The following is a 26,106-nucleotide window of genomic DNA, read 5'->3' on the forward strand; positions in this document are numbered from 1 at the left end:
TCCGCGCCTCGTGCCTTTCCCCGCCAGGCGGGGAGGGCAGGGCGGGACGAGCGAGTCTGCTTCGAACCAGGGAAGCCCCGCGGCGACGCGGGGCTTCTTTCGTTTCCGAGGACGTGTCTGTCGAACAGCGCCGTCCCGGCACGCCCGGGTGAGCGTCGGGCCCTTGCCACGATGAGGATGACGCGACGACCGGCGCCTGGGACCGGCGTGCGCGGCCAAGGCCGGCCTCCGCGTGCAGGCCACCCTCACTGCGCTTCGTCCACCCTGTGCGGATGCCGCCCGCCCTCGTCGCCCGACTTCGCCCCCGTCGCCGCGGCCTGCGCATCGCGGGCGTCGTGCTCGCCGCGCTGTACCTGCTGTACCTCGTCGGCGCCAATGCCTTCCTCAACAGCGCCTGGGGCGAGGCGGTGGTCAACCGCAAACCCGAGCGCTACCACGCGACGTGGGCGTGGGCGGTCAGCCTGTATCCGGGGCATATCCATGCGCGGGAGGTGGTCATGGGCGGGCACGCGCGGATCACGCGCTGGACGGTCGCCAGCCCGGTCGCGAACGGGCGCATCAAGGTGCTGCCGCTGCTGTGGCGCGAGGTCGCATTCGGACGTATCCGCGCGCGCGACGTATCGGTGTACGTGGCGCGCGCCGCCACCGACATGCCGTCGACCGTCCGCCCCGGCCGTGCACCGTGGACCCTGCGGTTCGACGCGATCACCACGCCCAGCCTGCTGCGGCTGGATTTCTACGACGCGCGGGTCACCGGGCACGGCGATGCGCGCTTCGTATTCGAAAAGACGCTGCAGGGCGGCGCGATGGAGGTCGGACGATCCACGCTCGCCATGCCCGACGCCACGCTGTCGGTCGGCGGAGTCACGCTGTTGCGAGACGGCGCGATGGACTTCGAGATGTCGATGCCCGCGCACATCCGCGCGCAGGCGCAGGGCGAGGAGAAGCTGGTGCTGCTCGACGCCCGGATGCGCGTCGACGGCCCGGCGCCGGGGCTGGACCTGGTCGCGCGCAACGACGATGCGCTGCCGATCAATGCGGCCGGCGCGGCCGGTCATCTGCGCGCGGACCTCAGCCTGCATCGCGGCGTGCTGATGCCCGGCAGCCGCCTGGATTGGTCGGCGCCGGTGCTCTCGCGCGTTGCCGACGGACGCGCATTGCGCCATGCGCTCGGGGTCGCGCTTCGCACCACCCGCGACCACATTGCCGTGGCCGCGCGCGTGCCGGACGGCGCGGACCGCCCGCCGCGGCTGCGCGCAGACCTGCAGGTGCAGGACCGCCGTCTGGGGCCGGACGACTGGCTGCGCCCCCTGCGTGCGGTGTCCGGTCGCGTCGATGCGACCTGGCCGGCGGTGCCGCTGCGCTGGATCGACGTGTTCCTGGACGACGTCGACTGGCTGGAGTTCGACGGCCGCGCCGATCTCGATGCCGCGCTGCGGCTGCGCCGGGGCGAACTCGTCGCCGGCAGCCGGATCGACCTGCGCGACGCGCAGCTGCGCGCGCGCGTGCTCGACAGCCGGTTCCGCGGATCGGCGCACGCGCGCATGCGCATGGAGGGCGACGACGACCCGGCGCGCGCACGCACGCGGATCGACGTGGTCATCGACCGCTTCGAACTCGCACCCGAATCGGCCCCCGCGCGCGTCGACCTGCACGGCCGCAACCTCCGTCTGGACCTGCGCTCGACCGGACGGCTCGCCGAGTTCCACGAGCGGCTCGACGCGCGGCTGCGCTTCGACGACGCCGAGGTGCCCGACCTGCGCAGCTACAACCGCTACCTGCCCGGCGACAGCGCGCGGCTGCTGGGCGGGCAGGGCACCGCCAGCGGCGACCTGCGCCTGGACAATGCGGGCGAGATGATCGCCGGGCGGATGCAGGTGCGCGGGCAGGGCGTACGCCTGGCGCTGGGGCCGTCCCGGCTGTCGGGCGACGTGATGCTCGACAGCCGCCTGTCGCGGATGGAACGACAGGGACCGCGCCGTTACGCGCTCGATGCGCTGGAGCTTCAGCTCGACGGCGTGCGCCTCGACGATGGCCGGGACGGCGAACCGTGGTGGGCGCGCGTGGCGCTGGAGCAAGGCACGCTGGCCTGGCGGGAGCCGTTCGAGGTCGCCGGGCGCGGTCGGGTCGAGATGCGCGACGTCAGCGTGCTGCTGGGGCTGTTCGCCGAGCGCGAAGTGTTCCCGCGCTGGATCGGCCGGCTGGTCGATTCGGGACAGGCGCGCGCCGAGGGCGAGGTTCGTATCCGCGGCGAGGAACTGGTGTTCGACCGGGTGCAGGCGTCCAACGACCGCATCGACCTGCAGGCGCGCCTACGCATCGATGGCGGCACGCCGCAGGGCGACCTGTATGCGCGCTGGGGCGTGTTCGGTGTCGGCGTCGAACTCGCTGATGGCCAGCGGGAGATGCATATCGTCAATGCGCGCGAATGGTACGACGGCCGCCCGCCGCTGCTGGAGTGAGCGCATTGCGCCGTCGGTGGCGGCGTGGGTGGAAATGGATCCCCGCATGCGGGGACGTCCGCAGCCTGGCGGCGGCGAAAGCCCGGCGGTCCCGGCGCGGGCACGGCGCCCCGCATGGGTCGTCGCCCGGCGCGAGATAACCGCAGCGCGCCCATGCGCCTATGGCAATCTGCGCGTCCCGCCATCGAGCGGTATTCAGCGCCAGGCGCGCGCCGGCTGCGGTGTCGCTTCTTCGGTCGACTCGCCGAGCGCGCGGTAGGCCGCGCGGATCGCGTCCGCACCGTAGGCGCGCTCCAGCCGGCGCACGGTGAAATGGCCGCGCGCCATCGCCTGGAAGTGGCGCATGAACAGCGTGTTGAGCGCGGCGCCCGTGGCGGCGCCCACCAGCGGCACCGCCTGCAGCGCCAGCTTCTGGCTGATGTTGACCGAGAACCGCGCCGACACCGCCGCCAGCAACTGCACGATCAGCGGCCCGCCCTTGCCGACCAGGCCGTGCACCGCCACGTACTCCGCTGCCGCCGCCACCTGCTGGGCGAGCACCGCGCGCGCGGCGAAGTACCCCGACTCGGCGCCATCGTCGCTGTCGGCGCGGCCGCCCATGGTCAGCACCTCGAAGCAGGCGAGCGTGGTCGCGCGATCGTCCAGCGGTTCGCCTTCCGCCCGCGCGATCTCCGCGATCGAACGCAGGATGAGGGTGGTGGTGACCGGCAGTTCGATCGCGAGCCCGGCAAGGCCGAACGCGCCCCCGACCGCACCGCTCGCCGCCGCGGCCGCTGTATGCGCCCGAGTGCGCGGCGCGGACGCCGCATCGCCACCGAGCGTGGCCATCGCGGCACGCAGCGCCTGCTCCAGCGCCTTGCGCACCAGCGCGTTGATCAGCCGGGTCACCGCCTTGGGCAGGCGCCGCGTCACCACGTATTCGAGTGGGGCGCCGACCGCATTCGCCAGCTGGGCGGCGATGCCGGGCGTCTCGAGCAGTTCGCGCGCGCGGCGCAGCGCGTCGAGCGCGGCCGGATCGAGGCCGGTCGCGCGCGGATCGGGGAAGGGAAGCGTATGGATGGCGCCCATGCCGCCACGTTAGCGCAGGTTGCGAACCTGATCACGTGGTGCGGGACGCGCACCTGCCGAAACGGCGCGTCGCGGCGCCGGCATCAGTCGTGGAAAGCGCCGCGCCGTACCCCATCGACCGAGACCACGCGATCCAGCCTGATCGCCTCGCCCGAGGCAAGTATCAGATACTCCCCGTCGCGGCGGGTGACGATATCGGCGATCCGTGCGTACGCGCGCGCCTGCCGCCCGGCCGGGGTGAGGTACTCGATCGTCGCCGAGGCGCGCCGGGTGGCGGTCGCTTCCAGAACGTCGTGGAAGTCGCAGCTGATCGGGCGATAGGGTGCCAGGCGGGTCACGCCCGTATTGTGCCGGTCGACGCCGCGGGGGCACGCCTGCTGGCGGGCCGCGTCAGCGCTTCTGGTCGCCGCGATCGCCCTGGCCGGGCGGGACCTTGGTTTTCGCCGACTTGCGCACGTCCTGCGAGAGCGAGCGTCCGACATCGTCGCTTTCCTTGATGCGGCCCTTCTCGTCGCGCCGGATGTAGCGCTTGTCGCCGTTGGGAGCGATGAGTTCGCGCTTGGACCCGGACGCTCCGGACCCGCCGTGTTTGCTCGTGGCCATCGGTGTTGCTCCGCTGGGGTGTGGGCGCACGTTGCCATCCGCCGGTTCAGCGCGCCGTGATCGCGTCCGGCAGGCGGGGACACATTCGACTCGTACGCGAATCCTTCATCCATCCCCAACGCGACCGGTCGACGACCGGGCGTGGCAGTCCGGTCGGCCGGGACGGCCAACGCGGGGGCAACATCTGCGCTGACCTGCGCCCCGCCATCACTTTGCTGAATAGCTGCGCCCCGCGGTTTAACCGCGCTGCCATCGTGCACGGGTAGAGTGTGAATGCACTCGATGGCGACGCGGCCCCATCATGATCCCGAAGCCTCCGTGCAGCTTCCGCCGAGGGTGCAGGGAGGCATCGATGTCCTACTCGCTGTTCGAATGCCGGGATGGCGCGTTCGTGGTCGTGCCCAGGGGGCTGACGCCGCCGATCGAGGCCTACACCGCGCATGGCGAGTTCCAGCATGTCACCGACCGCTGCCGCCATCTCTACGATTCGCCGGTCTGGGACGACGTGTCCCGGATGATCGACCAGGCGCTCTACGCCGAGGTGCGGCCGGAAGTCGCGTTCTCGATCTTCGAGGTTCCCGATCCCGCCCATCGCTAGTGGGACAGGGCCGGTGGCCCGCGTGCGTCGGCCTGCGCAGTGCGCGGGCGCGCCGTCCATGACCCGACCGATCCCGCCGAAGCCCGCTGCTGCCTGCTTCAGCGCGCCGGGGCGTCCACGCGGAAGGGCACGTTGGCATAGGCGGCGTGGCCGCGGCCGTCGCGGACCTCGACGAACAGGCGGTAGTGCCCGGGCTGCGCGGGCGCGGTAAAGCGCAGGCGGCCGTCGCCGTCGACGCTGGCGTGCAGCTCCACCTCGGCCGGCACCGCCTCGGGATCGCCGCCGATGCTGGTCGCGGTGCTTTCCTCCAGCGCGTACCAGCGCCACTGCAGCGGATCGCCTTCGGGGTCGCGCGCGTCCGCCGTCGCCTCGTGCCCGCTGCCTGCGGCGAGCACCACGCTGTCGGTGGCGCCGCGTCCGTCGATGGTCGCGGACGCGATCGACGGTGCGCGGTTGTCCGGCCACTGCCCGGTCCACAGCTGCTGCATCGCATCCACCGCGGGCGTGGATTCGCCGGTGCGCAGGAACAACCCGTACCAGGTCGGCGTGCGCTCCTGCTTGTGGCCCCACAGGAATACGTACGAGCCCAGGCCCTGCCGCGTGTCGGCGGCGATCACGTCGCGGTAGCGCTGCTGGAAGAGCGCCGCCTTGCGCGAGGCATCGTCCTCCACCGGCGCGCCCCACGCGGTGAGGGGGCTTTCCCAGTGCCCGGTCGGGCCCCACTCGGTGACGATGTAGGGGCCGGTCCAGTCGGCCTCGCGCAGCTTGCGCGGCAGCGCCTCGAGGTCGCCATAGAGCTGGATGCCGATCAGGTCCAGCGAGGGCGCGCGCGCCTTGAGGGTGTCGATCAGCGCGCGGTCGAACCCGGCCAGCGGCGTCATCACCGGATGGTTCGGGTCCTCGGCGTGGATCATGCGCGTGATCTGCTCCACCGCGTCCCACACCTTCGGGTTGCGGTGTTCGAGGTTGAGTTCGTTGCCGACCAGCCACATCAGCACCGCGGGATGGTCGCGGTACAGGCGCACCTGTTCGCGCAGTTCTTTCAGCTGTTCGGCGACCGCTTCCGCGTCGTCGTAGTCGAAGCCGTGGCGCTCCTTCCCCACGGCCAGGCCCATGGCCACGGTCAGCCCGTTGCGATGCGCGCGGTCGAGCATGGCGCGCACGCCGGCGACGTCGGTGCCGGTGCTCCAGGTGCGGACCGAGTTGCCGCCGCGTGCGGCCAGCTGCTCGAGGTCGCCGCTGGCCGACCCGGCGCCGCGCACGAGGTAGGGCTCGCCGTCGACGAGCAGGCGGTAGCCGCCGTCGTCCTCGACGATGCGTACCTGCGACGGCGCCTGCGCATCCGCATCCGCGCGCGCGCCGTGGACCATGCCAAGCAGCCCCAGTGCCAGCAGGCACGCCATCGCTCCACGCATCGTCCGCTCCCATGCCGATGAAGGCCCCATGGTAGCTGCGCCTGCGGAAGCGGCGCGCGTGCCGAAGCGTGAGCTGCGCGCGGCCGCCCGATGCGCCGTCAGGGCACGGTCGCGCGCTCGAACTGCGCACGTTGCGCATCGAATGCCCGCCGGTATGCCGGCCGGGCCGTCCCGCGCGCGATGTAGTCGAGCAGGGCCGGCGTGTGGTCCAGCAGGCCCGTGCCCCCCAGCCGCTGCAGCACGCTCACCATCAGCAGATCGCCGGCGCTGAAATCGCGCTCCAGCCAGTCGCGGCCGACGAGGTGTCGCGACAGCTCGTCCAGACGCACGCGCACGCGTGCGTCCAGCATCGCCAGGTGCTCGGCCTGCCAGGGTCTGTCGCGCTCGCTGTAGCCGGCCGCCTCGCGCTCGACGATCGGCGGCTCGACGGTGTTGAGCGCGGCGAACATCCACATGACCGCGCGTTCCCTGGCGACGGATTCGACCGGGAGCAGGCCCGCGTGGCGCCGCGCGAGATGCAGCACGATCGCGCCGGATTCGAACAGCACCAGATCGCCGTCCTCGAAGCTCGGAATCTGCCCGAACGGATTGCGCGCGCGATGCGGCGCCTGCTTCATCGCCTCGAACGACACCGTGCGCACCTCGTAGCGCTGCCCCGCCTCTTCCAGCGCCCAGCGCACGCGCATGTCGCGCGCCAGGCCGCGGCCACGGTCGGGGGAGCGTTCGAACACGGTCAGGATCGGAGGCATGCGGGCGTCTCTCCAGATGGCACGGGATGCGAAGGCACGACGAATACGTGCGGCGGCCATCGACCGCCCATGCGGCGCGGTGAGCGCGCACCGAGAGCGGGTCGCCGAGTCCGGACGCGCCCGACGCCCGCACCTGCGTGGGCCCGCGGGCCCGCGCGGCGGCGCCTTGGTCATGACAGCGCTGGACTATTAAAAATCGTTTGAAACCAAATAGTTGCACCCGGCTTATTCATCTTGCTTTCGGCATCGCGAAACGCGAACCCCGTCCCCTTTCGGCCCGCCATCGGGTGTTATTACTGGCCGCGTCCGGTGGTAGCGCTACCATCGGGCGTGAATGAAGGTGACGCTCGAGCACCCGCAGTACCCAGGGAGGGGCTGTCGTGTTGAAGCATTCGATCCCACGCCCCGGCGTGGCGCCATGTCATCGCGCAGGCCCGGATCCGGCCGGCGCGACCCCCGCGACAGCGGCGCGGCATCGCCCCCCGGCCCTGCATCCGCAGGGTCTCCATCATCCATGCACGTCCATCCATCGCCCCACGGCGCGCGGCGCATCCGCGGCCGCCCGGGCGCACACCCTTTGGAGAACCACGATGATGATGAAGTCCAGACGCCGCGGCATGTCGGCTGCCGTCCTGCTCCTCGGCGCCACCGGCCTGCTGGCCGGCGCCGTGCAGGCACAGACGCTGACCAGCAATTCCACCGGCACGCACGACGGCTACTACTACTCGTTCTGGAAGGACTCGGGCAGCGCCTCGATGACCCTGCATCCAGGCGGGCGCTACAGCTCGCAGTGGACCAGCAACACCAACAACTGGGTCGGCGGCAAGGGCTGGAACCCCGGCGGGCCGCGGGTGGTGAACTACTCCGGCTACTACGGCGTCAACAACAGCCAGAACTCGTACCTGGCCCTGTACGGATGGACCCGCAGCCCGCTGATCGAGTACTACGTGATCGAGAGCTACGGTTCCTACAACCCGGCCAGCTGCGCCGGTGGCGTGGACTACGGCAGCTTCCAGAGCGACGGCGCCACCTACAACGTGCGCCGCTGCCTGCGCCAGAACGCGCCCTCGATCGAAGGCAACAACAGCACGTTCTACCAGTACTTCAGCGTGCGCAATCCGAAGAAGGGGTTCGGCAACATCTCCGGCACCATCACCGTGGCCAACCACTTCAACTACTGGGCCAGCCGCGGCCTGAACCTGGGCAACCACGACTACATGGTGTTCGCGACCGAGGGCTACCAGAGCCAGGGCAGCAGCGACATCACCATCAGCTCCGGTGGCGGCAGCAACCCGCCTCCCGGCGGCGGCAGCAAGACCATCGTGGTCCGCGCGCGCGGCACCGCCGGCGGCGAGACCATCTCGCTCAAGGTCAACAACGCCACCATCGCCAGCTGGACGCTCACCACCAGCATGGCGAACTACACCGCGACGACCTCCGCGTCGGGCGGGTCGCTGGTGGAGTTCACCAACGACGGCGGCAACCGCGACGTGCAGGTGGACTACCTGAGCGTCAACGGCAGCGTCCGCCAGGCCGAAGCCCAGACCTACAACACCGGCGTCTACCAGAACGGGTCCTGCGGCGGCGGCAACGGCCTGAGCGAGTGGATGCACTGCAACGGTGCGATCGGTTTCGGCAACCTCTGAGCGGAGGCGCGACACCATGGGCATGCACCGTGTATCGCTGCTGTTGATGCTGGCACTGGGCATCGGCATCGGCGCAGCCGGAACGCATCTGGCGGACAGGGACGCCCGCGGATGCAGCACGGTGCCGGAGGCAGGCGTCGCGACCACACAAGGCGGCGCGCGGCCCTCCACTCCGCATGCCCAACCGCCGGCGGCATTCGTGCCGCCGGCATTCTCCGCCGGCCGCGCGCAGGCAGGCGCTGGCGGGCCGATGGCCGCTCCGGGCATCGCGACCGAAGCCTCGCCCGACACCGACCAGCTGCTCAAGGACCTGCTCACCCTGGCCTGGAACGATCGTCGCGACATGCGCGCCAAGCTCGAGGATTTCCTCGATGAGCATCCCGGCCGCGACGGCGTCGCCGTCGCCAGCCGCGGCGTGTTCGACCTCGCGTCCAATGCCGACGTGCTGCCCGACCATGCGCTGCAGGCGCTCTACCTCGACCAGCGCGATCCCGAGTTCAGGCGCGTGGTGGCGCAGGTCGCCTCGCTGCGCGGCGACAATACCCTGATCGAACTGCACGCGGCCGAAGCCGCTACCGGGCTGCACGCGGCCACGCCCGCCGAGCGCCAGCAGGCGCTGACCGCGCTGGCGCGCATGCGCCATGTCGCCGCCGCAGAGCTGGCCGCCCCGCTGCTGCGCGACCCCGACAACGGCGTGGTGCTCGACGCGCTGCTCGCCCTGCGCGCCACGGGCAACCAGCGCCACGTCGCGCTGGCCGAGCGCCTGCGCCGGCACCCCGACGAATCGGTGCGCTGGCTGGCGAACGACGTGGCCTCCGAGCTGCGCATGCTCAGTGAACACGCCCGCACGCGACTCGACGACGAGGAGTTGGCCGGCGAGCTACCGGCCCTGCCACTGCCGCCGCCCGCGGCGCCGACCCAGTGCGGGCGCGCGACCGGCTGACGATCAACGCGCGGACGCCGCACTTGCGCAAGCCGCGCAGCACGCGCGAGAGGGCTCCCGACACGGCCGGCCCGCCCTCCCGCGTTTCAGTCCACGTCGGGCGACAGCGCCAGGCGTGCCGGTCGCGCGATCGCCTCCGCGAGCCTGTGACGGAACTCCGCGCGGGGCAGTTCGAATGCGCCCATCTTCGCCAGGTGCGGCTTCAAGAACTGCACGTCGTGCAGCAGGAAGCCGCTCGCGCGCAGGCTGGCGCACAGGTGCGCGAAGCCGACCGCACCGGCGTTGTTCACCAGGTGGAACTGGCTCTCGCCGGCGAAGTAGCCGCCGATCGCCACGCCATACAGTCCGCCCACCAGCGCATCCCCCTGCCACACTTCGATGCTGTGCGCGGCGCCCATGCGGTGCAGCGCGCGATACGCCCCGGCCACCTCGTCGGTGATCCAGCTGCCCTGCTGGCGACGCGCGTTGCCCGCGCAGTGGCCGATGACCTGGTCGAACGCCGTGTCGAGCGTGACGCGAAACCGCTTCTGCCGCGCCACGCGCCGGGTTTCCTTGCCCGGCTGCACGCCGTCGATCGGCAGCACGCCGCGAACCGGTGGATCGAACCAGTGGACGCGACCCGATGCCTCGTCCGCCATCGGGAACAGGCCGTTCGCGTAGGCGCGCACCAGGGTGTCCGCGCGCAGCGGCTGCGCGTCGAACAGGGCAGGCATGAGCGCATCGCCGTCGCCGCCGGACATGCGCCTGGCGAGCGCGAGCAGCGCCCGCGCGACTCGGAGCCGCGATCGGCCGAAGCTGCGGATCAGTGAAGCCGGCATTGCGTGCATCCCCCGTGCGAACGGCAGACGATACGGGATGGGAGCGCCGCCCGGTAGCCGCCCGGTCTGCGTGCCGCGCTGCCGCCGTGCATCGCCTGCCGCGCGCCATTGCCGCCTGTCACACGCCGGTTGGAATTCCACCGCGGCCGCGGCGGCTGCCCGCATGCCGGTGGGGGGCGCTACGATACCGGCCATGACTGCAGCGCCGATCTATTTCGAAGACGCCGGGGCGCTCGCGCGCTGGTTGCGCGCCAACGCGGACACCGCCTCGGAGCTCATCGTCGGATTCATGAAGGCCGGCACCGGCGCGCCCGGGCTGACATGGCCGCAGGCGGTGGACGAGGCGCTGTGCGTTGGCTGGATCGATGGCGTGCGCCACCGGGTGGACGCTCACCGCTACCGGATCCGCTTCACTCCACGCAGGCCCGGCTCGCACTGGAGCGCGGTCAACATCGCGAAGGTCGAGACGCTGCAGGCCGCGGGGCGCATGACGCCCGCGGGCCTGGCCGCGTTCGCGCAGCGGACTGAGGCCCGGTCGAGACGGGCTTCGTACGAACGTGGCGAGGTCGTGTTCTCCGCCGGCCAGCTCCACACCTTCAGGCAGGTGCCGGCGGCCTGGCGCTACTTCGAGGCCTGCCCGCCGGGCTATCGCAAGCAGCTGACGTGTTGGGTGGTGAGCGCGAAGCAGGATGCGACGCAGGCGCGCCGGCTCATGCAGCTGATCGAGGCGTGCGCGGCCGGTCGACGCCTCTAGCCGCAACGCGAGGCGCGCGCGTGATCCGGTACAGTCACTTTCCGGCATGACGCCATCGGTACGGAACCCCGCATGACGCCGCTCGTACGCGTGATCCTGCTGCTGTTGTTGTGCCTGGGCGCGGGTCGTGCCGATGCGATCGCGCCGTGGCAGGGGCTGCGCCACGGGATGACGCAGGAGCAGGTGCGACAGCGGTTCCCGCAGGCGCAGGTTCCCGGAGAGCCTGCAGTGCTCGCAGATGGCGCGTTCGAAGGCCTGCGCCTGGAGGGCATCGAGCTCGCGGGTCGTCCGGCGACGGCCGCGTTCTACTTCGGACACGACGGCCTGGTGCAGGTCGATGCCACCCTGGACGACAGGCCGGCGCGGGCCGTCGGCATGCAGGTGTTCGAGGCCATCGCCCGCGACCTCACGGCCACGCACGGCCAGCCGCACGCGCAAGAGTGGACGCATGCGCCCTGGCAGCGGCGCCGCATGGAGTGGCGCGTCGAACGCGTCCCGCTCCGCGCGCTCTACACCGACATGGGCGAGACATCGCTGGTGAAGGTGATCTGGCAGGCGCGTGTGCCCGAGGCACCGGAGGGGCCACGGCTCGATAGCCCCACGATGAACGGTCCGTCCGGTCGGTAGCCTTGTCCCCCGTTCCGTCAACCTCTGCATGGCGGTCCCGAAGACTTCCGCAGTGTTCATCCGGAGCCTCGCGATGGTGATCAATACGCAGTCCCGCTTCATCTTCGTGCATGTTCCGAAGACCGCGGGGACCAGCGTCATGCGGCAACTGACCCAGTTGCCGGGCAACGAAATAAGGTGGCTGGCCCGCACGAAACACGAAACTCTGGGCGAGTTCCTCGTCAACGCCGAAGCACGATGCCGGGGCGGAAGTCAGTCTCCAGCCGACCTGCGGGATTACTTCAGGTTCGCCTTCGTCCGCAATCCATGGGACAGGATGGCGTCCTTCTACCGCTATCTGGTGGAACGAAGGCCGCGCCCGGAGATCGATACGGTGCAGAGCTTCCGCGATTTCCTCCACCAGGCTCGGGACGGGGTGGGCTGGATCCGGCACCTTCATTCGATGCGCCCCCAGTTGGACTACTTCACGTCGCCCGATGGTGGCCTCGAGATGGATTTCGTCGGGCACTTCGAACACCTGGCGGAGGATCTTGGCGCCGTCGGTCGCGCGCTGGAGATCGCCATCGCAGTGGGCCACGAGAACAGTTCATCCAATGCACGCCTCGACTACCGGCGCAGTTATGACGCGGCGATGATCGAGATGGTGGCGACCCGATTCCAGGGGGAGATCGACGCCTTCGGATACGTGTTCGATCGGGCGCAGCCTGGGCGCAGGTGCAGCGGCCCGCTTGCGCGCGCGTCCGATGCCCCGCGCGACGAACTCGCTTCGTGACGGGTCGAGGCGCGCTCCAGGGGCCAATCGCACGTATAGTCTGCCGCGACTCGCGGCCAGACGTCGCGACCGGAGCATCGGATGCGCGACGCACTGATCATCGCGGTGAGCGAACTGTACCAGGGCATCCGCCACGACCACTGGCACGGCAAGACCTTCCGCCAGTTCTGGGACTGGTTCAACGGCCGCTGCATCGACCTGGTGGCCGAGGCGGAGGCGGGCGAGCTGGCCGCGCTGGAAGTCGAGCTGCTGGCGGTGCGCGCAGAGGTCGAGGACGCGGGATACATGGTGTCCAGCGACCGCCTGGGCGAGGTGATCGAACCTCCGATGTGAGCGGGCGCCCGCGTGCTCGCGACCAGTACGACGGCGGCGGCGGGCTCCCGCTACGGTCGCAGCGCGACCCAGCCGCGGAACGTGAAGCCGGCATAGAACAGCTCGACGCGCTCGAATCCCGCCGCTGCGAGCAGGCGCACGTCCTCGTCGGGCGGCACGGCCGGCAGGCGTTCTCGCATGGCGGCGATCGAGGCCTCGCTGTCGCTGCCCGGTCGCCCGGAAGGCGAGGCGAACGCAGCCGAGCGCCGCAGCCAGCGCGTGGCGTCGGGATCGTGCGGATCGAAACTGTGGTGCGCGACCACCAGCGGCGCGCCTGGTCGCAGCCGCCGCCACAGTGCGCGCAGGGTGTGCAGGCGCTGTTCGATGGTGAGGAAATGCAGCGTCAGCAGGCAGGTGGCGCCGTCAAACGGACCCGTGGGCGCATCGTCGATCGTGCCTTCGACGAGCCTGGCCCGCGGCGCGAGCGCGCCCATGGTTCGCGCCGCGAGCTGCAGCATCGGCGCCGACGGATCCACGCCCGTCAGTCGCCAGCCGGGGTGCGCGGACGCGAAGGCCTCGAGCTCCAGGCCGCCGCCGGCGCCGAGCACCAGCACCTGCCCGTCGTCGGGCACCGCCTCGGCCAGCAGCACCGCGCTCATCCGGTGCAGGGCTGCCAGACCCGGCACCTTGGCCAGTGTGGTGTCCCGGTAGCGGGCGACGGCGGCGGGGTCTTCGAAACCGTGCATGGAGGCCTGCGGCTTGACGTGAAGCGCTATTTGTAACATCGTTAGTTACATGAAGCGAGACAGCCGACTTTCCGCGGTGCTCCACGCGCTGCTGCACATGGCCGAGCACCGCGGCCCGATGACCTCCGAGGCGCTCGGCCGCTGCCTGGGCACGCATCCGGTGGTGGTGCGGCGGACGATGGGCCTGCTGCGCGAGGCCGGGCTGGTGAGCGCAGGGCGCGGGCCCGCCGGCGGCTGGGCGATCGCCGCCGACCTCGGCACGGTGACCCTGCGCGACCTGCACCAGGCGCTGGGCGAGCCCGCGCTGTTCGCCGTCGGACACCGCAGCGAACACCCGGAGTGCCTGGTCGAGCAGGTGGTGAACGCCGCGCTCGACGACGCCTTCGAACAGGCCGAGGCGCTGCTGATGGAGCGCTTCGCCTCGGTGTCGCTGGCGCAGCTGGCCACCGAGTTCGCGCGGCGCCACCAGGCGCATCGCGCACGCGCGCGCCGGAGCGCAGCATGATCCACGACGCGATCGTCGCCGGTGGCAGCTATGCCGGCATGGCCGCGGCCCTGCAGCTGCTCCGCGCGCGGCGGCGGGTGCTGGTGATCGACGCGGGCCAGCGGCGCAATCGCGCGGCGGCCACCTCGCACGGGTTCCTCACCCACGACGGCGCCGATCCCGCGGAGATCGCGCGCACCGCACGTGCGCAGCTGGCGCGCTATTCCACGCTGACGTGGGTGGACGACGTCGTGGTCTCGGCTTCCGGCGAACGCGACGCCTTTACTGTCGAGACCGGCGGCGGCACCTCGCATGAAGGGCGGCGCCTGCTGCTGGCGATCGGCGTGTCCGACGCACTGCCGGCGCTGCCGGGCCTGGCCGAACGCTGGGGCCGGAGCGTGTTCCACTGCCCGTACTGCCATGGCTACGAGCTCGACCGCGGCGCGATCGGCGTGATCGCCACCGGGCCCCTGTCGCTGCACCAGGCGCTGCTGCTGGCGGAATGGGGCACGGTGACGCTGCTCGCCAATGGCGCACTGGACCTCGATGCAGACGCGCGCGCGTCACTGCACCAGCGCGGGGTCGCGATCGAGGCCACGCCCGTCGCCAGGCTCGACGGCCGTGCCGATGCGGTGCTGGCCGACGGGCGCGTGCTGCGTTTCGCCGGCCTGTTCGCCGCGCCGCGCAATGCACCGGCGAGCGATCTCGCGCAGCAGCTCGGGTGCGGGCTGATGGACACGCCGATGGGCGTCCAGATCCGCACCGACGAGGCGAAGCAGACCACGGTGCCCGGCGTCTACGCCTGCGGCGATGCTGCGCGCGTGCCGCACTCGGTCTCGCTGGCCGTCGGCGATGGCGCCTGGGCCGGGGCGCAGGTACACCAGTCGCTGGTGTTCCCGGCAGCGACCTGAGCGCGGCGCACGGACTGCGCATTCGTCGTCGCCGCGCAGTGGCGTGCACGCGTTCGGGCGGCCGCATGCGGGCCGATTTCGGCGGGGCGTCGGGGGCGGGTGCAGGTGGGCGCGGCAGGGCGTGCGGGGGGAAGCGCCTCCCCCGGCACGGCCACCCGCGTTCATCTCCGTTTCCCCGCTGGGCCCGGAAGTGCTGTATGGTGCGCGCACTGTTCAAAGCGGGATCACGGTACATCGTGGCCCGATGCGGTAGATCACAGGCGCCATGGTCGAAGACGGCCGCTCCAGACGATCCGCTACATCGCTCGCGTTACCCCTTGCTCGATACAGTCCCGGCACCGCGCATCGCGGGCCGTGTGTCCCCAACTGATCCAAGGAGTAACACCATGTCTGAACGTCAGACCGGCACCGTCAAGTGGTTCAACGACGCCAAGGGCTTCGGCTTCATCACCCCGCAGAGCGGTCCCGACCTGTTCGTGCACTTCCGTTCCATCCAGGGCAGCGGCTTCAAGTCGCTCCAGGAAGGACAGCAGGTGTCGTTCAAGGTCGCGCAGGGCCAGAAGGGCCTGCAGGCCGAGGAAGTGCAGGCCGAGTAAGCCTGCCGCGACGTCCGCGTCGCACTTGCAGTGACACGAAAAACCCCGGGCGGAAACGTCCGGGGTTTTTTCGTGGGCGCGAAAAAAAAGGAAGCGCCCTGCGCTTCCCGTGACCAAAGTATCGTCCGTGCCCGGGCTTGCGGCAAGACCCTGCGCGTCCTGCAGCATCGCCGCCCTGTCGAACCGGCAGGCCAGGCGAGCGATGCGATGACCACGCGCGATCAGCGGATCTACTACCACGGCACCCGCGCGGACCTGCGCACGGGCGACCTGCTGGTGCCCGGATGCACCTCGAACTTCGGCACCCGGCGGACGTCGCGCTTCGTCTACCTGACGGCCACGCTGGACGCGGCCACGTGGGGCGCGGAACTCGCGGTGGGCGAGGGGCGCGGCCGCATCTACATCGTCGAACCCACCGGCCCCTCGAGGACGATCCCAACCTCACCGACACGCGCTTCCGCGGCAACCCCACGCAGTCCTACCGGTCGCGCGATCCGCTGCGCATCGTCGGCGAAGTGGAGCACTGGGTGGGTCACCCGCCCGAACTGCTGGCGCGGATGCGGGCGGGCCTGGCGGCGCTCGGACCGCGCGCCGATCCGATCGAGGATTGATCCGGCCGCAGTCCTGGCCGCATCAGCGGCGGTGCCGCCACCGCGCAGCCGCCGCTGCTGCGAAGGGGGCGTTACAGGTACCGGTCCAGGAATGCCAGCATCGCCTGCGCGATCTCGTCGCCGTGGGTCTCGAGCGCGAGGTGGCCGGTGTCGAGGAAGCGCACCTGCGCCTCGGGGTTGTCGCGTTTGAACGCCTCGGCGCCGGCCGGCAGGAAGAAGGGATCGTTACGGCCCCAGATCGCCAGCGTCGGCGGCCGGTGCTCGCGGAAGTAGGCGTGCAGCTGCGCGTACTGCCTCACGTTGCTGCCGTAGTCGGCGAGAAGTTCGACCTGCGGTTCCACGCCGATGCGTTCGATCGCGGCCGCCGCCAGCTGCCAGGGCTCGGGCGCGATCAGCGACGGGTCCGGCGCGCCTTCGGTGTACTGCCAGCGGATCATGTCGGGCGTATTGAAGCGGCGCAGCGCGGCGAGGTTCTCCGCGGTGGGCGCGTCCCAGGCCTTGCGCATGTCGGCCCAGCCCTCGCTCAGTCCCTCCTCGTAGGCGTTGCCGTTCTGGCTCACGATCGCGCTGATGCGCTCCGGGTGCCGCACCGCCAGGCGCCAGCCCACGGGCGCGCCGTAGTCGAACACGTAGATCGCGTAGCGCTCCAGGCCCTTGGCTGCGGTGAAGGCGTCGACCACGTCGGTCAGCCGGTCGAAGGTGTAGCGGAACCCGGTGTCGGGACGCACGGTGGTCTGGCCGAAGCCGGGCAGGTCCGGCGCGAGGACGTGGTAGCGCTGCGCGAGCTGCGGGATCAGGTCGCGGAACATGTACGACGAGGCCGCGAACCCGTGCAGCAGCAGCACGGTGGGCGCCTGCGGCGATCCGGCCTCGCGGTAGAACACGTCCACGCCCTGGACCTCGAGCGTGCGGTGGTGGACCGGAACCGGGCGGTGGTCGACCGGTTCGGGGCGGTCCGAGGCATGCGCGGTGGCCGCGACGCCGAGCAGGAGGGGGAGCAGGGCGGCGATGGATTTCATGGGGTTCTCCAGGCGGGATGGGACGGGGGTTCACCCGAGTAACCGTATAAAATGACAAATAAAGGTTACTCGGAGGTGGCGCAGGATGGCCCGGGTGGGGTAACCTGTCAATAGTTGATTTGAAGGTTACTCATGCCGAAGCTCGCCGGACCCCCGCCGCAGGCCGACCCGCCGTTCGTGGGCGACCACCTGGCGATGGATCTGCTCAACACCCAGGCCCGCGTGGAAGGCGTGGAGATCGACGCCTGGGCCTCGGGCGCCGACGTGCTGCGCTGGCTGGCGCGCCAGGGCATCGCCCCGGCCCCGGGCGCCGGCCGCGTGGACGAGACGGAACTGCTCGCGCGCGCCGTCGACCTGCGCGCGCAGGCGCGCCGGCTGATCGTTGCGCGCACGCAGGGCAGCGCCGGCGATCCCGCCGGCCTCAATGCGCACCTGCATGCCTGTCCCGCCACGTCGAGCCTGCAGCGCGACGACGCAAGCGGATTCGTGCTGGTCCGGTCGGCGCGCGGCGACGCCATCGCCCGCCTGCTCCTGCCGGTGGCCGAGGCGGTGGCGGAACTGCTGGCGGAGGCGGATTTCAGCCTGGTGCGCCAGTGCGAGCATCCCGACTGCGTGCTGTGGTTCTTCGATCGCACAAAGTCGCACCGGCGCCGCTGGTGCAGCATGGCGGTGTGCGGCAACCGCCACAAGGCGGCGCGGTTCCGCGCCAGCCGGCGCGACGGCGCGGCCGGCTGATCCGGGCCTGCAGGGGTCATCGCGCCGGAACGCCAACGCCGGCGCGACGATTCCCGATGCCGCCCTCAGGGCAGCGGCGTGCGCATGCCGACGGCCAGGCGGTTCCAGCCGTTGATCTCCACCACCAGGAAGGTCAGCTCGGCGATCCCGGTCTGGTCGAAGTGCTCGACCAGCGGCGCGTAGTCGGCGTCTGCGGCGTTGGTCGCCTCGATCCGGGTCAGCGATTCGGCCCAGCCCAGCGCCGCGCGCTCGCGCGCATCGAACAGCCGGCTCTCGCGCCACCCGGCCAGGGTGTCGAGCTTGCGCGGGTCCTCGCCGGCCTCGCGCAATTCGCGCGCGTGCATGTCCAGGCAGTAGGCGCAGCCGTTGATCTGCGACACGCGCAGCTTGACGAGTCCCGACAGGCGCGGGCCGAGGCCGCCCGCCTGCAGGGATTCGGCGAGCGCGACCATGGCCTTGAACGCCTTGGGCGCGAGCTTGGGGTAGGGAACGCGGGGAGAGTGCGACATGGAGACTCCGGGGATCGCGGCCACCATGGCCGCTTCACCGGGAGGACGGGCGAGCGCCTTCGCGCGTGACACCGCGCGCTCAGTGCAGCCGCAACTTGTCGGGATTCATCTGGTTGAGTACTTCCAGGATCCGCTCGCCGTCGCTGACGATGGTGGTCACCGACTTCAGCCGCCCGTCGACGAAGCGCAGCCCCGCCAGTTCGCCATTCACCCGGCCGAGGCGCCAGTGCGTGCCGTGCGGCGCGCGCCGCGCCACCGCCCGGTACAGGCGCGCGATGCGGTCGGCGCCTTCCAGCGGCCGCAGCGCGGCGATGGCCTTGCCGCCGCCGTCCGAACGCAGCCGCGCATCGGCGTGCAGCAGGGCCATGATCGCGTCGCGGTCGCCGCTGGACGAGGCGTGCAGGAAGCGTTCGAGCAGCGCGCGGTGGCGCTCGGGCGCGACCTCGGGAAACCGTGCGCGGCCGGCCTGCACGCGTTCGCGCGCGCGGTGCACCATCTGCCGGCAGTTCGCCTCGCCGTGGCCGAGCATCGCCGCGATGTGGGCGTAGTCGTAGTCGAACACCTCGCGCAGCAGGAACGCCGCGCGCTCTTCCGGGCCCAGGCGCTCGAGCAGCGCGAGGAACGCGATCGACACCTGCTCGGCGAGTTCCGCGCGGCCGGCGGGGCCGGGCGAGTCGTCGATGGTGAGCGGTTCGGGCAGCCAGGGGCCGACGTAGTCGGTGCGCGCATGGCTGGCCAGGCGCAGGCGGTCGATGCCCAGACGGGTGACGGTGGCCACCAGCCAGCCGGTCGGATCGCGCACGTCGGCCGGATCGGCCTGGCGCCAGCGCAGCCAGGCGTCCTGCACCGTGTCCTCGGCATCGGCGCGCGTGCCCAGCATGCGGTAGGCGAGCGCCAGCAGGCGCGGGCGATGGGTTTCGAAGATCTGGTCGTGCGGGCTCATGCCGGGAGGACGGACGGGGGCGTGCGGGCGTGACAGTGGCGACCGGAGCGGTGGGGCCTGGCCCGGTGGCCGGCGGTCCGCCAGCATTCTGCACGCGGCGAAGCCACGTGGCCCGCGCAGGCGGCCGGTATCGACAGCGCGCCGGGGCCGGGCGCGCACCCGCCCGGGACGGTGCCCGCCGCCCGCCGGGTGGCAGGCCGCGGGAAGCGGCCTGTCGCCTTCAGCCCGCGCTGGCCGCGAGCGGCGTATTGAGCAGCTGCTGCTCCCACAGGTAGGCGATGCCGCTGCCGCCGGCGTGGTACTTGAGCACCTCGGTCAGTTCCGCGGCATGTTCGGTGCGGGCCCAGTCGCGCTGCCACTCCGAGGCCACGGCCAGCCAGGTCATCATGTTGGCGCCGGCGGCGAGCATGCGCTGGATCGCCACCTCGTGCGCCTCGACCGAGGTGCCACCCGACGCATCGGTCACCACGGTCACGTCCCAGCCCTCGCCCAGCGCCTGGATCACCGGCATCGCCACGCAGATTTCGGTCCAGAGGCCGGCGATGATCAGTTGCTTGCGGCCGGTCGCCTTCACCGCGTCGACCACCTTGCGATCTTCCCAGGTGTTGATGAAAGTGCGGTCGATGACTTCCTGGCCGGGAAACACGTCCGTGATGTGCGGGAACAGCAGTCCGCCGCGCGCGGCGACCACGCTGGTCAGGATGGCAGGCACGCCGAAGGCCTTCGCGGTCTTCGCCAGCGCGGTGGTGTTGTTGACCACCGCCTGCGGGTCGTGGCTGTTGAGGTTCGCCAGCTGGTAGGGCTGGTGGTCGATCAGCACGAGGACCGAATCCTCCGGGCGAAGCAGCGAGTCGAGGCCGTTGCGGATCTTCATGGGTCGCTCCTTGGTTGCCCGTGCGGGCAGCGGTCAATCGGGGGAAGGGAGGCGCATGCCGGCTGGAACGCGGCGCGCCGGGACACTGTGTCACCGGCTCCGGCGTGCCGGTAGGGCCGTCGCGTGTCAAGCTGTGTCGCGCGCGGCGGAACGCGGCACGCGCTTCGCAAACCCCCGGCGCCCGCACGCGCGCAACGCATCGGGCGCTTCGCCACGCTGCCCGCAGAGAACGCACGCATGGACATCGAGGAACTGCGCACCTTCGTGGCCGTGGCCGACGCCGGCGGCATCTCGCCCGCCGCGCGCAGGCTGGGCGTGCCGAAGTCGATCGTCAGCCGCCGGCTCGCCCGCTTGGAGGCCGACCTCGGCGTGCAGCTGCTCGCGCGCACCACGCGCGGCGCGGCGGTGACCGAGGCCGGGCTTGCGTTCCGCGAACATGCCGCGCGCGCATGCACCGAGATCGACGCCGCGCGCGATGCGCTGGCCCCCGCCGGCGAACTGCGCGGGCGGCTGCGGATCTCCGCGCCGCTGTCGTTCGGCCCGACCCATTTCGCGCCCGTGCTGGCCGACCTGGCGCAGCGCCATCCGCAGCTGCACGTGCACACCGTCTACAGCGACCGCTTCGTCGACCTGGTCGCCGAAGGGTTCGACTGCGCGATCCGCGTAGGCTACCTCGAGGATTCGAGCCTGATCGCGCGACGCGTCGGGCCGCTGTACGGCAAGCTCGTCGCCAGCCCGGACTACATCCGCGCCCACGGCGCGCCCGAGGCCCCGGACGAACTCGCCGCGCACGAAGCACTGATGCAGGGCACCGAGTCCTGGCAGTTCCTCGATGGCGATCGCGTGGTGAGCGTGCGCCCCAACGGGCGCTTCAAGGCCGACAACGGCACCGCGCTGCTCGCCGCCGCGCTGGCCGGGCTGGGCGTGGGCTGGCTGCCCGACGGCTTGACCGACGAACACGTCGCCTCGGGCGCGCTGGTGCCGCTGATGACCCGGTTCCCGCCGCCGCCGGCCGGCATCTACGTGATCCGTCCGCCCGGCTCGCAGCCGACGCGCAAGGTGCGCGCGCTCACCGATCTGCTGATCGCATGCTTCGACCAGGGCGCACCCGCATCGCAGAACCCCTCGCGGCACGTCCCGGCGTCACGCTGAGGGGCGCGACGCCGTCGCGCGGTCAGGCCTCCCAGTCCATCCACTCGCCCGGCGCCAGCACGCGGATCGCGAGCGCATGCGGATCGGCCGCCGCGCGCAGGCGGTCGAGCGGGGCGTCGACCTCGACGTACTCGGCCATGCCCGAGACACCGTAATGGATCGGCACCAGCACGCGCGCGCCGAGGATGGTCGCGGCCGCGACCGCCTGTTCCGGTGTCAGCACGCCGGGTTGACCGCTGACCGGCTTGCGGAAACCGAAGCGCGCGCCGTTGACCGGCAGGAACGCGGCATCGAACGGACCGTACTGGCGCCCGATCTTCCACCAGTGGCCGTGCCACAGCGTGTCGCCGCCATGGAAGATGCGTCGGCCGCCCGCCGAGACGACCCACGACACCTGCGGGTCGCCGTAGCCGTCCGCAGCCGGCACCGCGGTCGCAGTGAAGTCGCCGAGCAACTGCGGCTCCCAGTGCGCGGCGGACCACGCGCGCGTGGCGTCGGGGAGCGGACGCGGATTCGTGCCCGCCGGATGGACCAGGGTGCCCCCGTTGCCGAGTACGTCCGCCACCGCCTGGGCATCGAAATGATCCCCATGGGCATGGGTCACCAGCACATAGCGGGCGCCCGGTGCACCGCCGACCGGCACCCGTCGATCGGGGAGCGCGTCGCCCCAGACGTTCGGGTCGATCAGTGGGTCGATGAAGAGGGTCGCATCAGGCAGCTGCAGGCGGATGCCGGCCCAGGCCAGGCGCTGGATGCGCAGGCGGACGCGCGTGCCGGCCGCGATCGTCCCGATGGCGGGCACCAGCGACCCGGCGGCGAGTCCGGCGCATCCGCGCAGGAACCGCCTGCGGCCCGGGTGCGCGCGCGCCGCGTCGTCGACGCTCATGCGCGCGCGCTCCGCATCGCGATCCCGGCGTCGAGCGAGAATACCGACTGCGCCACGATCGCCTCGAGGTTGCGCTGGTGCCACTCGCGTTCGAACGCCACCGGGACCACGCCCGGCGCCAGGCAGTCCTCGATCGCGATCGCGGCGATGCGTGCGTCCGGATCGCGTGCGTCGACGCGGATCGCCACCACCGCCGACGCCAGCCGGTCGAGGTAGTGCAGCGCGTGCCCGAGCACCTCGCCACCGAACCGGCCGATGTGCCCGCCGACCACGGTGCCGCGGCCGAACTGCCGCATGCGTCCGATCGCGGTCCGGACCTGGGCCGGATCCGCCCTGGACAGGTAGACGATGCGGCCGACGATATTGTCGCCGGCGCACACCAGGTCGGCGCTGGGTACGTCCACGCTGAGGTGGTCCATCGTCTTGCCCGGATTGTGCAGCAACCGCAGCTCGTGCCGGCCCCAGCGGATGCGCAGCGCGGAGTCGAACACCAGCTCCGGGTCGCGGTAGACCGCGTCGTCGCGCCGGTTCTGGGACAGGAACGCATGGCGGTGGTTGCGGTGCGCGATCACCGTCGCCTGCGGGAACAACGGCAGCGCGGCGAGGTGGTCGCTCATGAAATGCGTCGCGGCGATCACTCGCACCGTCTTGCCCATCTGGTCGCACAGCACGTGGCGCAGCCATCGCGCATCGTCCGCGCTGGCGAGCGCGTCGACCAGCAGCACGCCGTCGCCGTCGATGAACGCGGTGGCCACCGACTGGTACGCGTCGCCGACGAACAGGTGGATGTCGCGTTCGATCCGTTCGTGTTGCATCGCGTGCACCGTGCGGGATTGGAGGCCGCCATCCTCGGTGCCGGTCGCGGTCGCGGCAAACGACATGTTTTCGTCCACGGATTAGGAAAAGTATCCTGATACGATGCGGCGGTCCCGTGGTCCGAGTGCGTCGGTGAAGCCCCGCCATCCCGCCCCCCTCAATGCGCTGCGTGCGTTCGAAGCGGCCGCGCGCTGCCTGAGTTTCCAGGCGGCAGCCGCGCAGCTGTTCGTCACCCCGGCCGCGGTCAGCCACCAGGTGAAGCGGCTGGAGGCCTGGCTCGGGGTGCCGCTGTTCCGGCGCGGGCACCGCGCGGTGGCGCTGACCCGCGAGGGCGAGGCGCTGGCGACCTCGCTGCACGCGCTGTTCGGCCAGCTCGACCTCGCGCTCGATCGCGCGATGGACGCCGGCAATGCCGACCTGCGCGTGAGCACGGTCGAGTCGTTCGCCGCGAAATGGCTCGCGCCGCGCCTGCACCGGTTCCATCGCGACCACCCCGGGGTGCGGTTGCGCATCGAGACCGGCGACGGGCATGCGGTGCCCGGGCGCGACGGCGTCGACGTCGCGATCCGCTACGGTCGTGGCGGCTGCCGTGGCGTGCGCAGCGAGCGGCTGTTGCCCGCGCCGGTGTTCCCGGTCTGCGCGCCCGGCATGGCCGGGGATCCGTCGCGACCGATGGCCAGGCCGTCGGACCTGCGGCACCACGTGCTGGTCCACGACGCAAGCGCCGAGGGCCGTGCGGGGGTCCCCGACTGGCGCGCATGGCTCGATGCCGCCGGCGCCACGCGCGTGCGCGCCGCCGCGGGGCCGGTGCTGGGCGGCATGCATCTCGCGCAGGAGGCCGCCATCGCGGGCCTCGGCGTCGCACTCGGCATCGGGCCGCTGGTCGCGGACGACCTGCAGCGCGGCCGGTTGTCCAGGCCCTTCGGGCTCGCGCTCGACAACGCCTACGCGTTCTGGCTCGTGCGCCCGCCCGGCGAGGACGCGCCGCCAGCGGTCGATGCATTCTGCAACTGGCTTCGGCACGAGAGCGAAGCGTCGCGTTGAGGAGCCGACGTGCGGGCGCAGCCGCCGCGTCGACGACCGCCGGTCGGAAGGCCCACGCCCCTCACGCGAGGGTCCAGGCGCGGATGTTACGGTCGATGTCCGCGTATTCGACAGGACGCCTCCTGCCTGCCGCGCTGTGGAGAGCGCCCATGACCCGCATCCGATCGCCCGGGCCGAGCCCCCTGCCCCCGGTCCACGATGCCGCCGCGTCCGGTCGGGGCGCCACGCCGGATGAGCGGTCCGCGGATCGCCCTCCCGCCACCGCCTTCCACGCTGCCCCGAGCGATGTCTCCCGCGCGCCCGGGCCCGACGACGCCTACGTCCTCCGCGCCGGCGACATCACGCTCGAACAGCTGCTGGACCGCCTGCGCAGCAGCGCCCGCGACCCCGGCTCGCACCGGGCCGCCGCACCGCTGATGGCGCTGATCGCGTCCGACATCCGCGCCGGGCTCCAGGCGCGGCCGACCGGCCTGCCTCGCAATCCCGCGCGATCCCTCCGTGCGTGGCGCGAACGCTACAACGGGCTGGGACGCGACCTGCAGGATCCCGCATGATCCCCACCGCGCCCGGTTCGCGAGCAGCGGCACCCCGCATGCCGCACCCGGCACACCAGGCCCCCGCCGATGCTGCATGAATTCCTCGCCCGCCATCGCGGCGAACTGATCGACCGCTGCCGCGCGAAGGTCCTGCTGCGCGCGGCAGGCGCGCGGACCAGCGTCGGTGGCGACCATGCCCACGGCATCCGGGTGTTCATCGACCAGCTGGTGGCCACGATGCGCGCCGAGCACATGCCCGGGGCCCCGCACCCGCCCTCGCCGGACGCGGCCGCGCTGCCCACCCTGGGCGAATCGGCCACCCTGCACGGGCGCGAACTCATGCGCGGCGGATTCACGGTGGAAGAGGTCGTGCACGACTACGGCGATCTCTGCCAGGCGATCACCGACCTGGCATTCGAACGCGACGAGCCGGTCACCGTGCACGAGTTCCGCATCCTCAACCGCTGCCTGGACGATGCCATCGCCTGCGCCGTGACCGAGTACGGCCACCAGCACGACATCGCGGTGGCGGCCGACCACCTGGGCTCGACCAGCCTGCGGCTGGGCATGCTCGCCCACGAGTTGCGCAACCAGCTGTGCACCGCGACGCTGGCCCTGTCGGTCATCAAGCAGGGCAAGGTCGGCGTCTCCGGCGGCACCGGCAAGGTGCTCGAGCGCGCCCTCACCGGCCTGGGACAGCTGATCGACCGATCGCTGGCCGAGGTGCGCGCCACCGCCGGCACCGCGGTGCATCGCACGCTGCTGCCGCTGGCCGAATTCATCTACGAGGCGCGCATCATCGCCTCGCTGGGCGCGGCGCAACAGGGCGGGCGCATGGTGGTCCCCGACATCGCGCCCACGCTGGCCATCCTCGCCGATCGGGACTTGATGCAGGCCGCCGTCGGCAACCTGCTGCAGAACGCGTTCAAGCATTCGCCGCCCGGCGCCGAGATCACCCTGACCGCGCGCGCGGCCGGCGACCGCATCCTGATCGAGATCCGGGACCAGTGCGGCGGGCTGCCCGTCGGCGCCGCCGGGCGCATGTTCTCGCCGTACACCCAGCTCGGCGCCGACCGCAGCGGCGTGGGTCTGGGCCTGTCCATCTCCAAACGCAGCGTGGAGGCGAACCAGGGCCAGTTGCGCGTGCGCGACCTGCCCGGCCAGGGCTGCATCTTCACCATCGACCTGCCGCGGCATCGGACGGCACGCCCGCCGCTACCGGTGCACTGATCCCGGAGCGGCCATGCGCGCGGCGAGGCCCGCCGGACCGGACGCGTGCGAACACAGGCTGGCGCGTCTGCGCGTCCGCCGTCGGTGACGGACCCGCATCCGTCCGAACTCCCGCGGGTGCGCGCGCTCGCCGCGCGCGCGGGCTCACCACGACCGGTGTCCGGGCAGGCCGGGGCCTCGTGGCTTGGGACCTAGGCCGCGAGGCGTGGCCAGCGCGCTCTCGGACCGCCATCGTGTCCGGTCCCGC

29 protein-coding genes and 1 pseudogene are annotated in these 26,106 nt (G+C 71.7%); 17 read left to right on the forward strand and 13 right to left on the reverse strand.

What is annotated here, in order from left to right:
* Positions 1–272: 272 nt before the first annotated feature.
* The gene (locus tag QFW80_RS14085) at positions 273–2,462 is read left to right on the forward strand and encodes a hypothetical protein (RefSeq protein ID WP_280602609.1); all 2,190 of its coding nucleotides are present in this window, start codon (positions 273–275) and stop codon (positions 2,460–2,462) included.
* Between the two features lie 195 nt (positions 2,463–2,657).
* Here the strand turns inward: QFW80_RS14085 and QFW80_RS14090 are convergent, their stop codons facing one another.
* The 3 genes from QFW80_RS14090 to QFW80_RS14100 all read right to left on the reverse strand — a co-directional run bounded on the left by QFW80_RS14090 (position 2,658) and on the right by QFW80_RS14100 (position 4,133).
* Positions 2,658–3,530: an EcsC family protein gene (locus tag QFW80_RS14090; protein ID WP_280602610.1), complete on the reverse strand. Its 873-nt coding sequence runs from the start codon at positions 3,528–3,530 to the stop codon at positions 2,658–2,660.
* 83 nt (positions 3,531–3,613) lie between these two features.
* Positions 3,614–3,868 carry a hypothetical protein gene (locus tag QFW80_RS14095; protein ID WP_280602611.1) on the reverse strand — a complete coding sequence of 85 codons (255 nt, stop codon included), beginning with the start codon at positions 3,866–3,868 and terminating at the stop codon, positions 3,614–3,616.
* A gap of 52 nt (positions 3,869–3,920) precedes the next feature.
* The gene (locus QFW80_RS14100; protein WP_280602612.1) at positions 3,921–4,133 is read right to left on the reverse strand and encodes a hypothetical protein; all 213 of its coding nucleotides are present in this window, start codon (positions 4,131–4,133) and stop codon (positions 3,921–3,923) included.
* Between the two features lie 352 nt (positions 4,134–4,485).
* Here QFW80_RS14100 and QFW80_RS14105 point away from each other — a divergent pair, with 352 nt between their 5' ends.
* Complete coding sequence (locus QFW80_RS14105) at positions 4,486–4,731, forward strand: hypothetical protein (protein ID WP_280602613.1); 246 nt, start codon at positions 4,486–4,488, stop codon at positions 4,729–4,731.
* Between the two features lie 98 nt (positions 4,732–4,829).
* Here QFW80_RS14105 and QFW80_RS14110 read toward each other — a convergent pair whose 3' ends face one another.
* The gene (locus QFW80_RS14110; protein WP_331488510.1) at positions 4,830–6,101 is read right to left on the reverse strand and encodes a glycoside hydrolase family 2 TIM barrel-domain containing protein; all 1,272 of its coding nucleotides are present in this window, start codon (positions 6,099–6,101) and stop codon (positions 4,830–4,832) included.
* Between the two features lie 143 nt (positions 6,102–6,244).
* Positions 6,245–6,895, reverse strand: a complete 651-nt coding sequence (locus QFW80_RS14115; protein WP_280602614.1) for a glutathione S-transferase family protein — start codon at positions 6,893–6,895, stop codon at positions 6,245–6,247.
* 617 nt (positions 6,896–7,512) lie between these two features.
* On the opposite strand from QFW80_RS14115, the gene QFW80_RS14120 reads away from it, so the two are divergent.
* Together QFW80_RS14120 and QFW80_RS14125 are read left to right on the forward strand one after the other, a co-directional pair.
* Positions 7,513–8,541 carry a glycoside hydrolase family 11 protein gene (locus tag QFW80_RS14120; protein WP_280602615.1) on the forward strand — a complete coding sequence of 343 codons (1,029 nt, stop codon included), beginning with the start codon at positions 7,513–7,515 and terminating at the stop codon, positions 8,539–8,541.
* A 250-nt stretch (positions 8,542–8,791) separates the two neighbouring features.
* Positions 8,792–9,484 carry a hypothetical protein gene (locus QFW80_RS14125; RefSeq protein WP_280602616.1) on the forward strand — a complete coding sequence of 231 codons (693 nt, stop codon included), beginning with the start codon at positions 8,792–8,794 and terminating at the stop codon, positions 9,482–9,484.
* Between the two features lie 86 nt (positions 9,485–9,570).
* Here QFW80_RS14125 and aat read toward each other — a convergent pair whose 3' ends face one another.
* On the reverse strand, positions 9,571–10,302 hold the full coding sequence (aat, locus tag QFW80_RS14130) for a leucyl/phenylalanyl-tRNA--protein transferase (protein ID WP_280602617.1): 732 nt from the start codon (positions 10,300–10,302) through the stop codon (positions 9,571–9,573).
* A 193-nt stretch (positions 10,303–10,495) separates the two neighbouring features.
* Between aat and QFW80_RS14135 the strand changes: the two genes are divergently transcribed.
* The 4 genes from QFW80_RS14135 to QFW80_RS14150 all read left to right on the forward strand — a co-directional run bounded on the left by QFW80_RS14135 (position 10,496) and on the right by QFW80_RS14150 (position 12,788).
* Positions 10,496–11,056: a YdeI/OmpD-associated family protein gene (locus QFW80_RS14135; protein WP_280602618.1), complete on the forward strand. Its 561-nt coding sequence runs from the start codon at positions 10,496–10,498 to the stop codon at positions 11,054–11,056.
* A 72-nt stretch (positions 11,057–11,128) separates the two neighbouring features.
* The gene (locus tag QFW80_RS14140) at positions 11,129–11,683 is read left to right on the forward strand and encodes a hypothetical protein (protein WP_280602619.1); all 555 of its coding nucleotides are present in this window, start codon (positions 11,129–11,131) and stop codon (positions 11,681–11,683) included.
* A 73-nt stretch (positions 11,684–11,756) separates the two neighbouring features.
* On the forward strand, positions 11,757–12,455 hold the full coding sequence (locus QFW80_RS14145; RefSeq protein ID WP_280602620.1) for a sulfotransferase family 2 domain-containing protein: 699 nt from the start codon (positions 11,757–11,759) through the stop codon (positions 12,453–12,455).
* Positions 12,456–12,536: 81 nt separating this feature from the next.
* A complete protein-coding gene (locus tag QFW80_RS14150; protein WP_280602621.1) occupies positions 12,537–12,788 on the forward strand; it encodes a hypothetical protein in 252 nt (83 codons plus the stop codon).
* A gap of 50 nt (positions 12,789–12,838) precedes the next feature.
* Here QFW80_RS14150 and QFW80_RS14155 read toward each other — a convergent pair whose 3' ends face one another.
* Positions 12,839–13,513, reverse strand: a complete 675-nt coding sequence (locus tag QFW80_RS14155; protein ID WP_280602622.1) for a class I SAM-dependent methyltransferase — start codon at positions 13,511–13,513, stop codon at positions 12,839–12,841.
* A gap of 49 nt (positions 13,514–13,562) precedes the next feature.
* Here QFW80_RS14155 and QFW80_RS14160 point away from each other — a divergent pair, with 49 nt between their 5' ends.
* The 4 genes and pseudogenes from QFW80_RS14160 (at position 13,563) to arr (ending at position 16,115) form a co-directional block, all read left to right on the forward strand.
* Complete coding sequence (locus tag QFW80_RS14160) at positions 13,563–14,018, forward strand: Rrf2 family transcriptional regulator (RefSeq protein WP_280602623.1); 456 nt, start codon at positions 13,563–13,565, stop codon at positions 14,016–14,018.
* Positions 14,015–14,908, forward strand: a complete 894-nt coding sequence (locus tag QFW80_RS14165) for an NAD(P)/FAD-dependent oxidoreductase (protein ID WP_280602624.1) — start codon at positions 14,015–14,017, stop codon at positions 14,906–14,908. Before QFW80_RS14160 ends, QFW80_RS14165 begins: the two co-directional genes overlap by 4 nt.
* Positions 14,909–15,294: 386 nt before the next feature.
* The gene (locus QFW80_RS14170) at positions 15,295–15,504 is read left to right on the forward strand and encodes a cold-shock protein (protein ID WP_280602625.1); all 210 of its coding nucleotides are present in this window, start codon (positions 15,295–15,297) and stop codon (positions 15,502–15,504) included.
* Positions 15,505–15,711: 207 nt separating this feature from the next.
* Positions 15,712–16,115, forward strand: a pseudogene (gene arr, locus QFW80_RS14175) (NAD(+)--rifampin ADP-ribosyltransferase).
* A 71-nt stretch (positions 16,116–16,186) separates the two neighbouring features.
* Here the strand turns inward: arr and QFW80_RS14180 are convergent.
* Positions 16,187–17,134 carry an alpha/beta fold hydrolase gene (locus QFW80_RS14180; protein WP_280602626.1) on the reverse strand — a complete coding sequence of 316 codons (948 nt, stop codon included), beginning with the start codon at positions 17,132–17,134 and terminating at the stop codon, positions 16,187–16,189.
* A gap of 132 nt (positions 17,135–17,266) precedes the next feature.
* Between QFW80_RS14180 and QFW80_RS14185 the strand changes: the two genes are divergently transcribed.
* Complete coding sequence (locus QFW80_RS14185; RefSeq protein ID WP_280602627.1) at positions 17,267–17,869, forward strand: CGNR zinc finger domain-containing protein; 603 nt, start codon at positions 17,267–17,269, stop codon at positions 17,867–17,869.
* 65 nt (positions 17,870–17,934) lie between these two features.
* On the opposite strand, the gene QFW80_RS14190 is transcribed toward QFW80_RS14185, so the two are convergent.
* The 3 genes from QFW80_RS14190 to QFW80_RS14200 all read right to left on the reverse strand — a co-directional run bounded on the left by QFW80_RS14190 (position 17,935) and on the right by QFW80_RS14200 (position 20,195).
* A complete protein-coding gene (locus QFW80_RS14190) occupies positions 17,935–18,378 on the reverse strand; it encodes a carboxymuconolactone decarboxylase family protein (RefSeq protein WP_280602628.1) in 444 nt (147 codons plus the stop codon).
* A gap of 79 nt (positions 18,379–18,457) precedes the next feature.
* Complete coding sequence (locus QFW80_RS14195; RefSeq protein ID WP_280602629.1) at positions 18,458–19,321, reverse strand: RNA polymerase sigma-70 factor; 864 nt, start codon at positions 19,319–19,321, stop codon at positions 18,458–18,460.
* Positions 19,322–19,541: 220 nt separating this feature from the next.
* Positions 19,542–20,195 carry a hydrolase gene (locus tag QFW80_RS14200; protein ID WP_280602630.1) on the reverse strand — a complete coding sequence of 218 codons (654 nt, stop codon included), beginning with the start codon at positions 20,193–20,195 and terminating at the stop codon, positions 19,542–19,544.
* A gap of 237 nt (positions 20,196–20,432) precedes the next feature.
* Between QFW80_RS14200 and QFW80_RS14205 the strand changes: the two genes are divergently transcribed.
* Entirely contained in the window at positions 20,433–21,347 is a 915-nt protein-coding gene (locus QFW80_RS14205) for a LysR family transcriptional regulator (protein WP_280602631.1), read from the forward strand.
* A 22-nt stretch (positions 21,348–21,369) separates the two neighbouring features.
* On the opposite strand, the gene QFW80_RS14210 is transcribed toward QFW80_RS14205, so the two are convergent.
* Both QFW80_RS14210 and QFW80_RS14215 read right to left on the reverse strand, forming a co-directional pair.
* Positions 21,370–22,233: an MBL fold metallo-hydrolase gene (locus QFW80_RS14210; RefSeq protein ID WP_280602632.1), complete on the reverse strand. Its 864-nt coding sequence runs from the start codon at positions 22,231–22,233 to the stop codon at positions 21,370–21,372.
* Positions 22,230–23,114, reverse strand: a complete 885-nt coding sequence (locus QFW80_RS14215) for an MBL fold metallo-hydrolase (protein ID WP_280602633.1) — start codon at positions 23,112–23,114, stop codon at positions 22,230–22,232. Before QFW80_RS14215 ends, QFW80_RS14210 begins: the two co-directional genes overlap by 4 nt.
* A gap of 67 nt (positions 23,115–23,181) precedes the next feature.
* Here QFW80_RS14215 and gcvA point away from each other — a divergent pair, with 67 nt between their 5' ends.
* From gcvA to QFW80_RS14230, 3 genes are all read left to right on the forward strand, one after another.
* Positions 23,182–24,093, forward strand: coding sequence for a transcriptional regulator GcvA (gene gcvA, locus QFW80_RS14220; protein ID WP_280602634.1), 912 nt, complete (start codon positions 23,182–23,184; stop codon positions 24,091–24,093).
* 95 nt (positions 24,094–24,188) lie between these two features.
* Positions 24,189–24,647, forward strand: a complete 459-nt coding sequence (locus QFW80_RS14225; RefSeq protein ID WP_280602635.1) for an RAD23 family protein — start codon at positions 24,189–24,191, stop codon at positions 24,645–24,647.
* A 69-nt stretch (positions 24,648–24,716) separates the two neighbouring features.
* Positions 24,717–25,859 (forward strand): sensor histidine kinase, encoded by a 1,143-nt coding sequence (locus tag QFW80_RS14230; protein WP_280602636.1) that lies wholly within the window; start codon positions 24,717–24,719, stop codon positions 25,857–25,859.
* Positions 25,860–26,106: the final 247 nt, after the last annotated feature.

The organism is Luteimonas rhizosphaericola, from assembly GCF_029888045.1.
Taxonomy (GTDB): Bacteria; Pseudomonadota; Gammaproteobacteria; order Xanthomonadales; family Xanthomonadaceae; genus Luteimonas; species Luteimonas rhizosphaericola.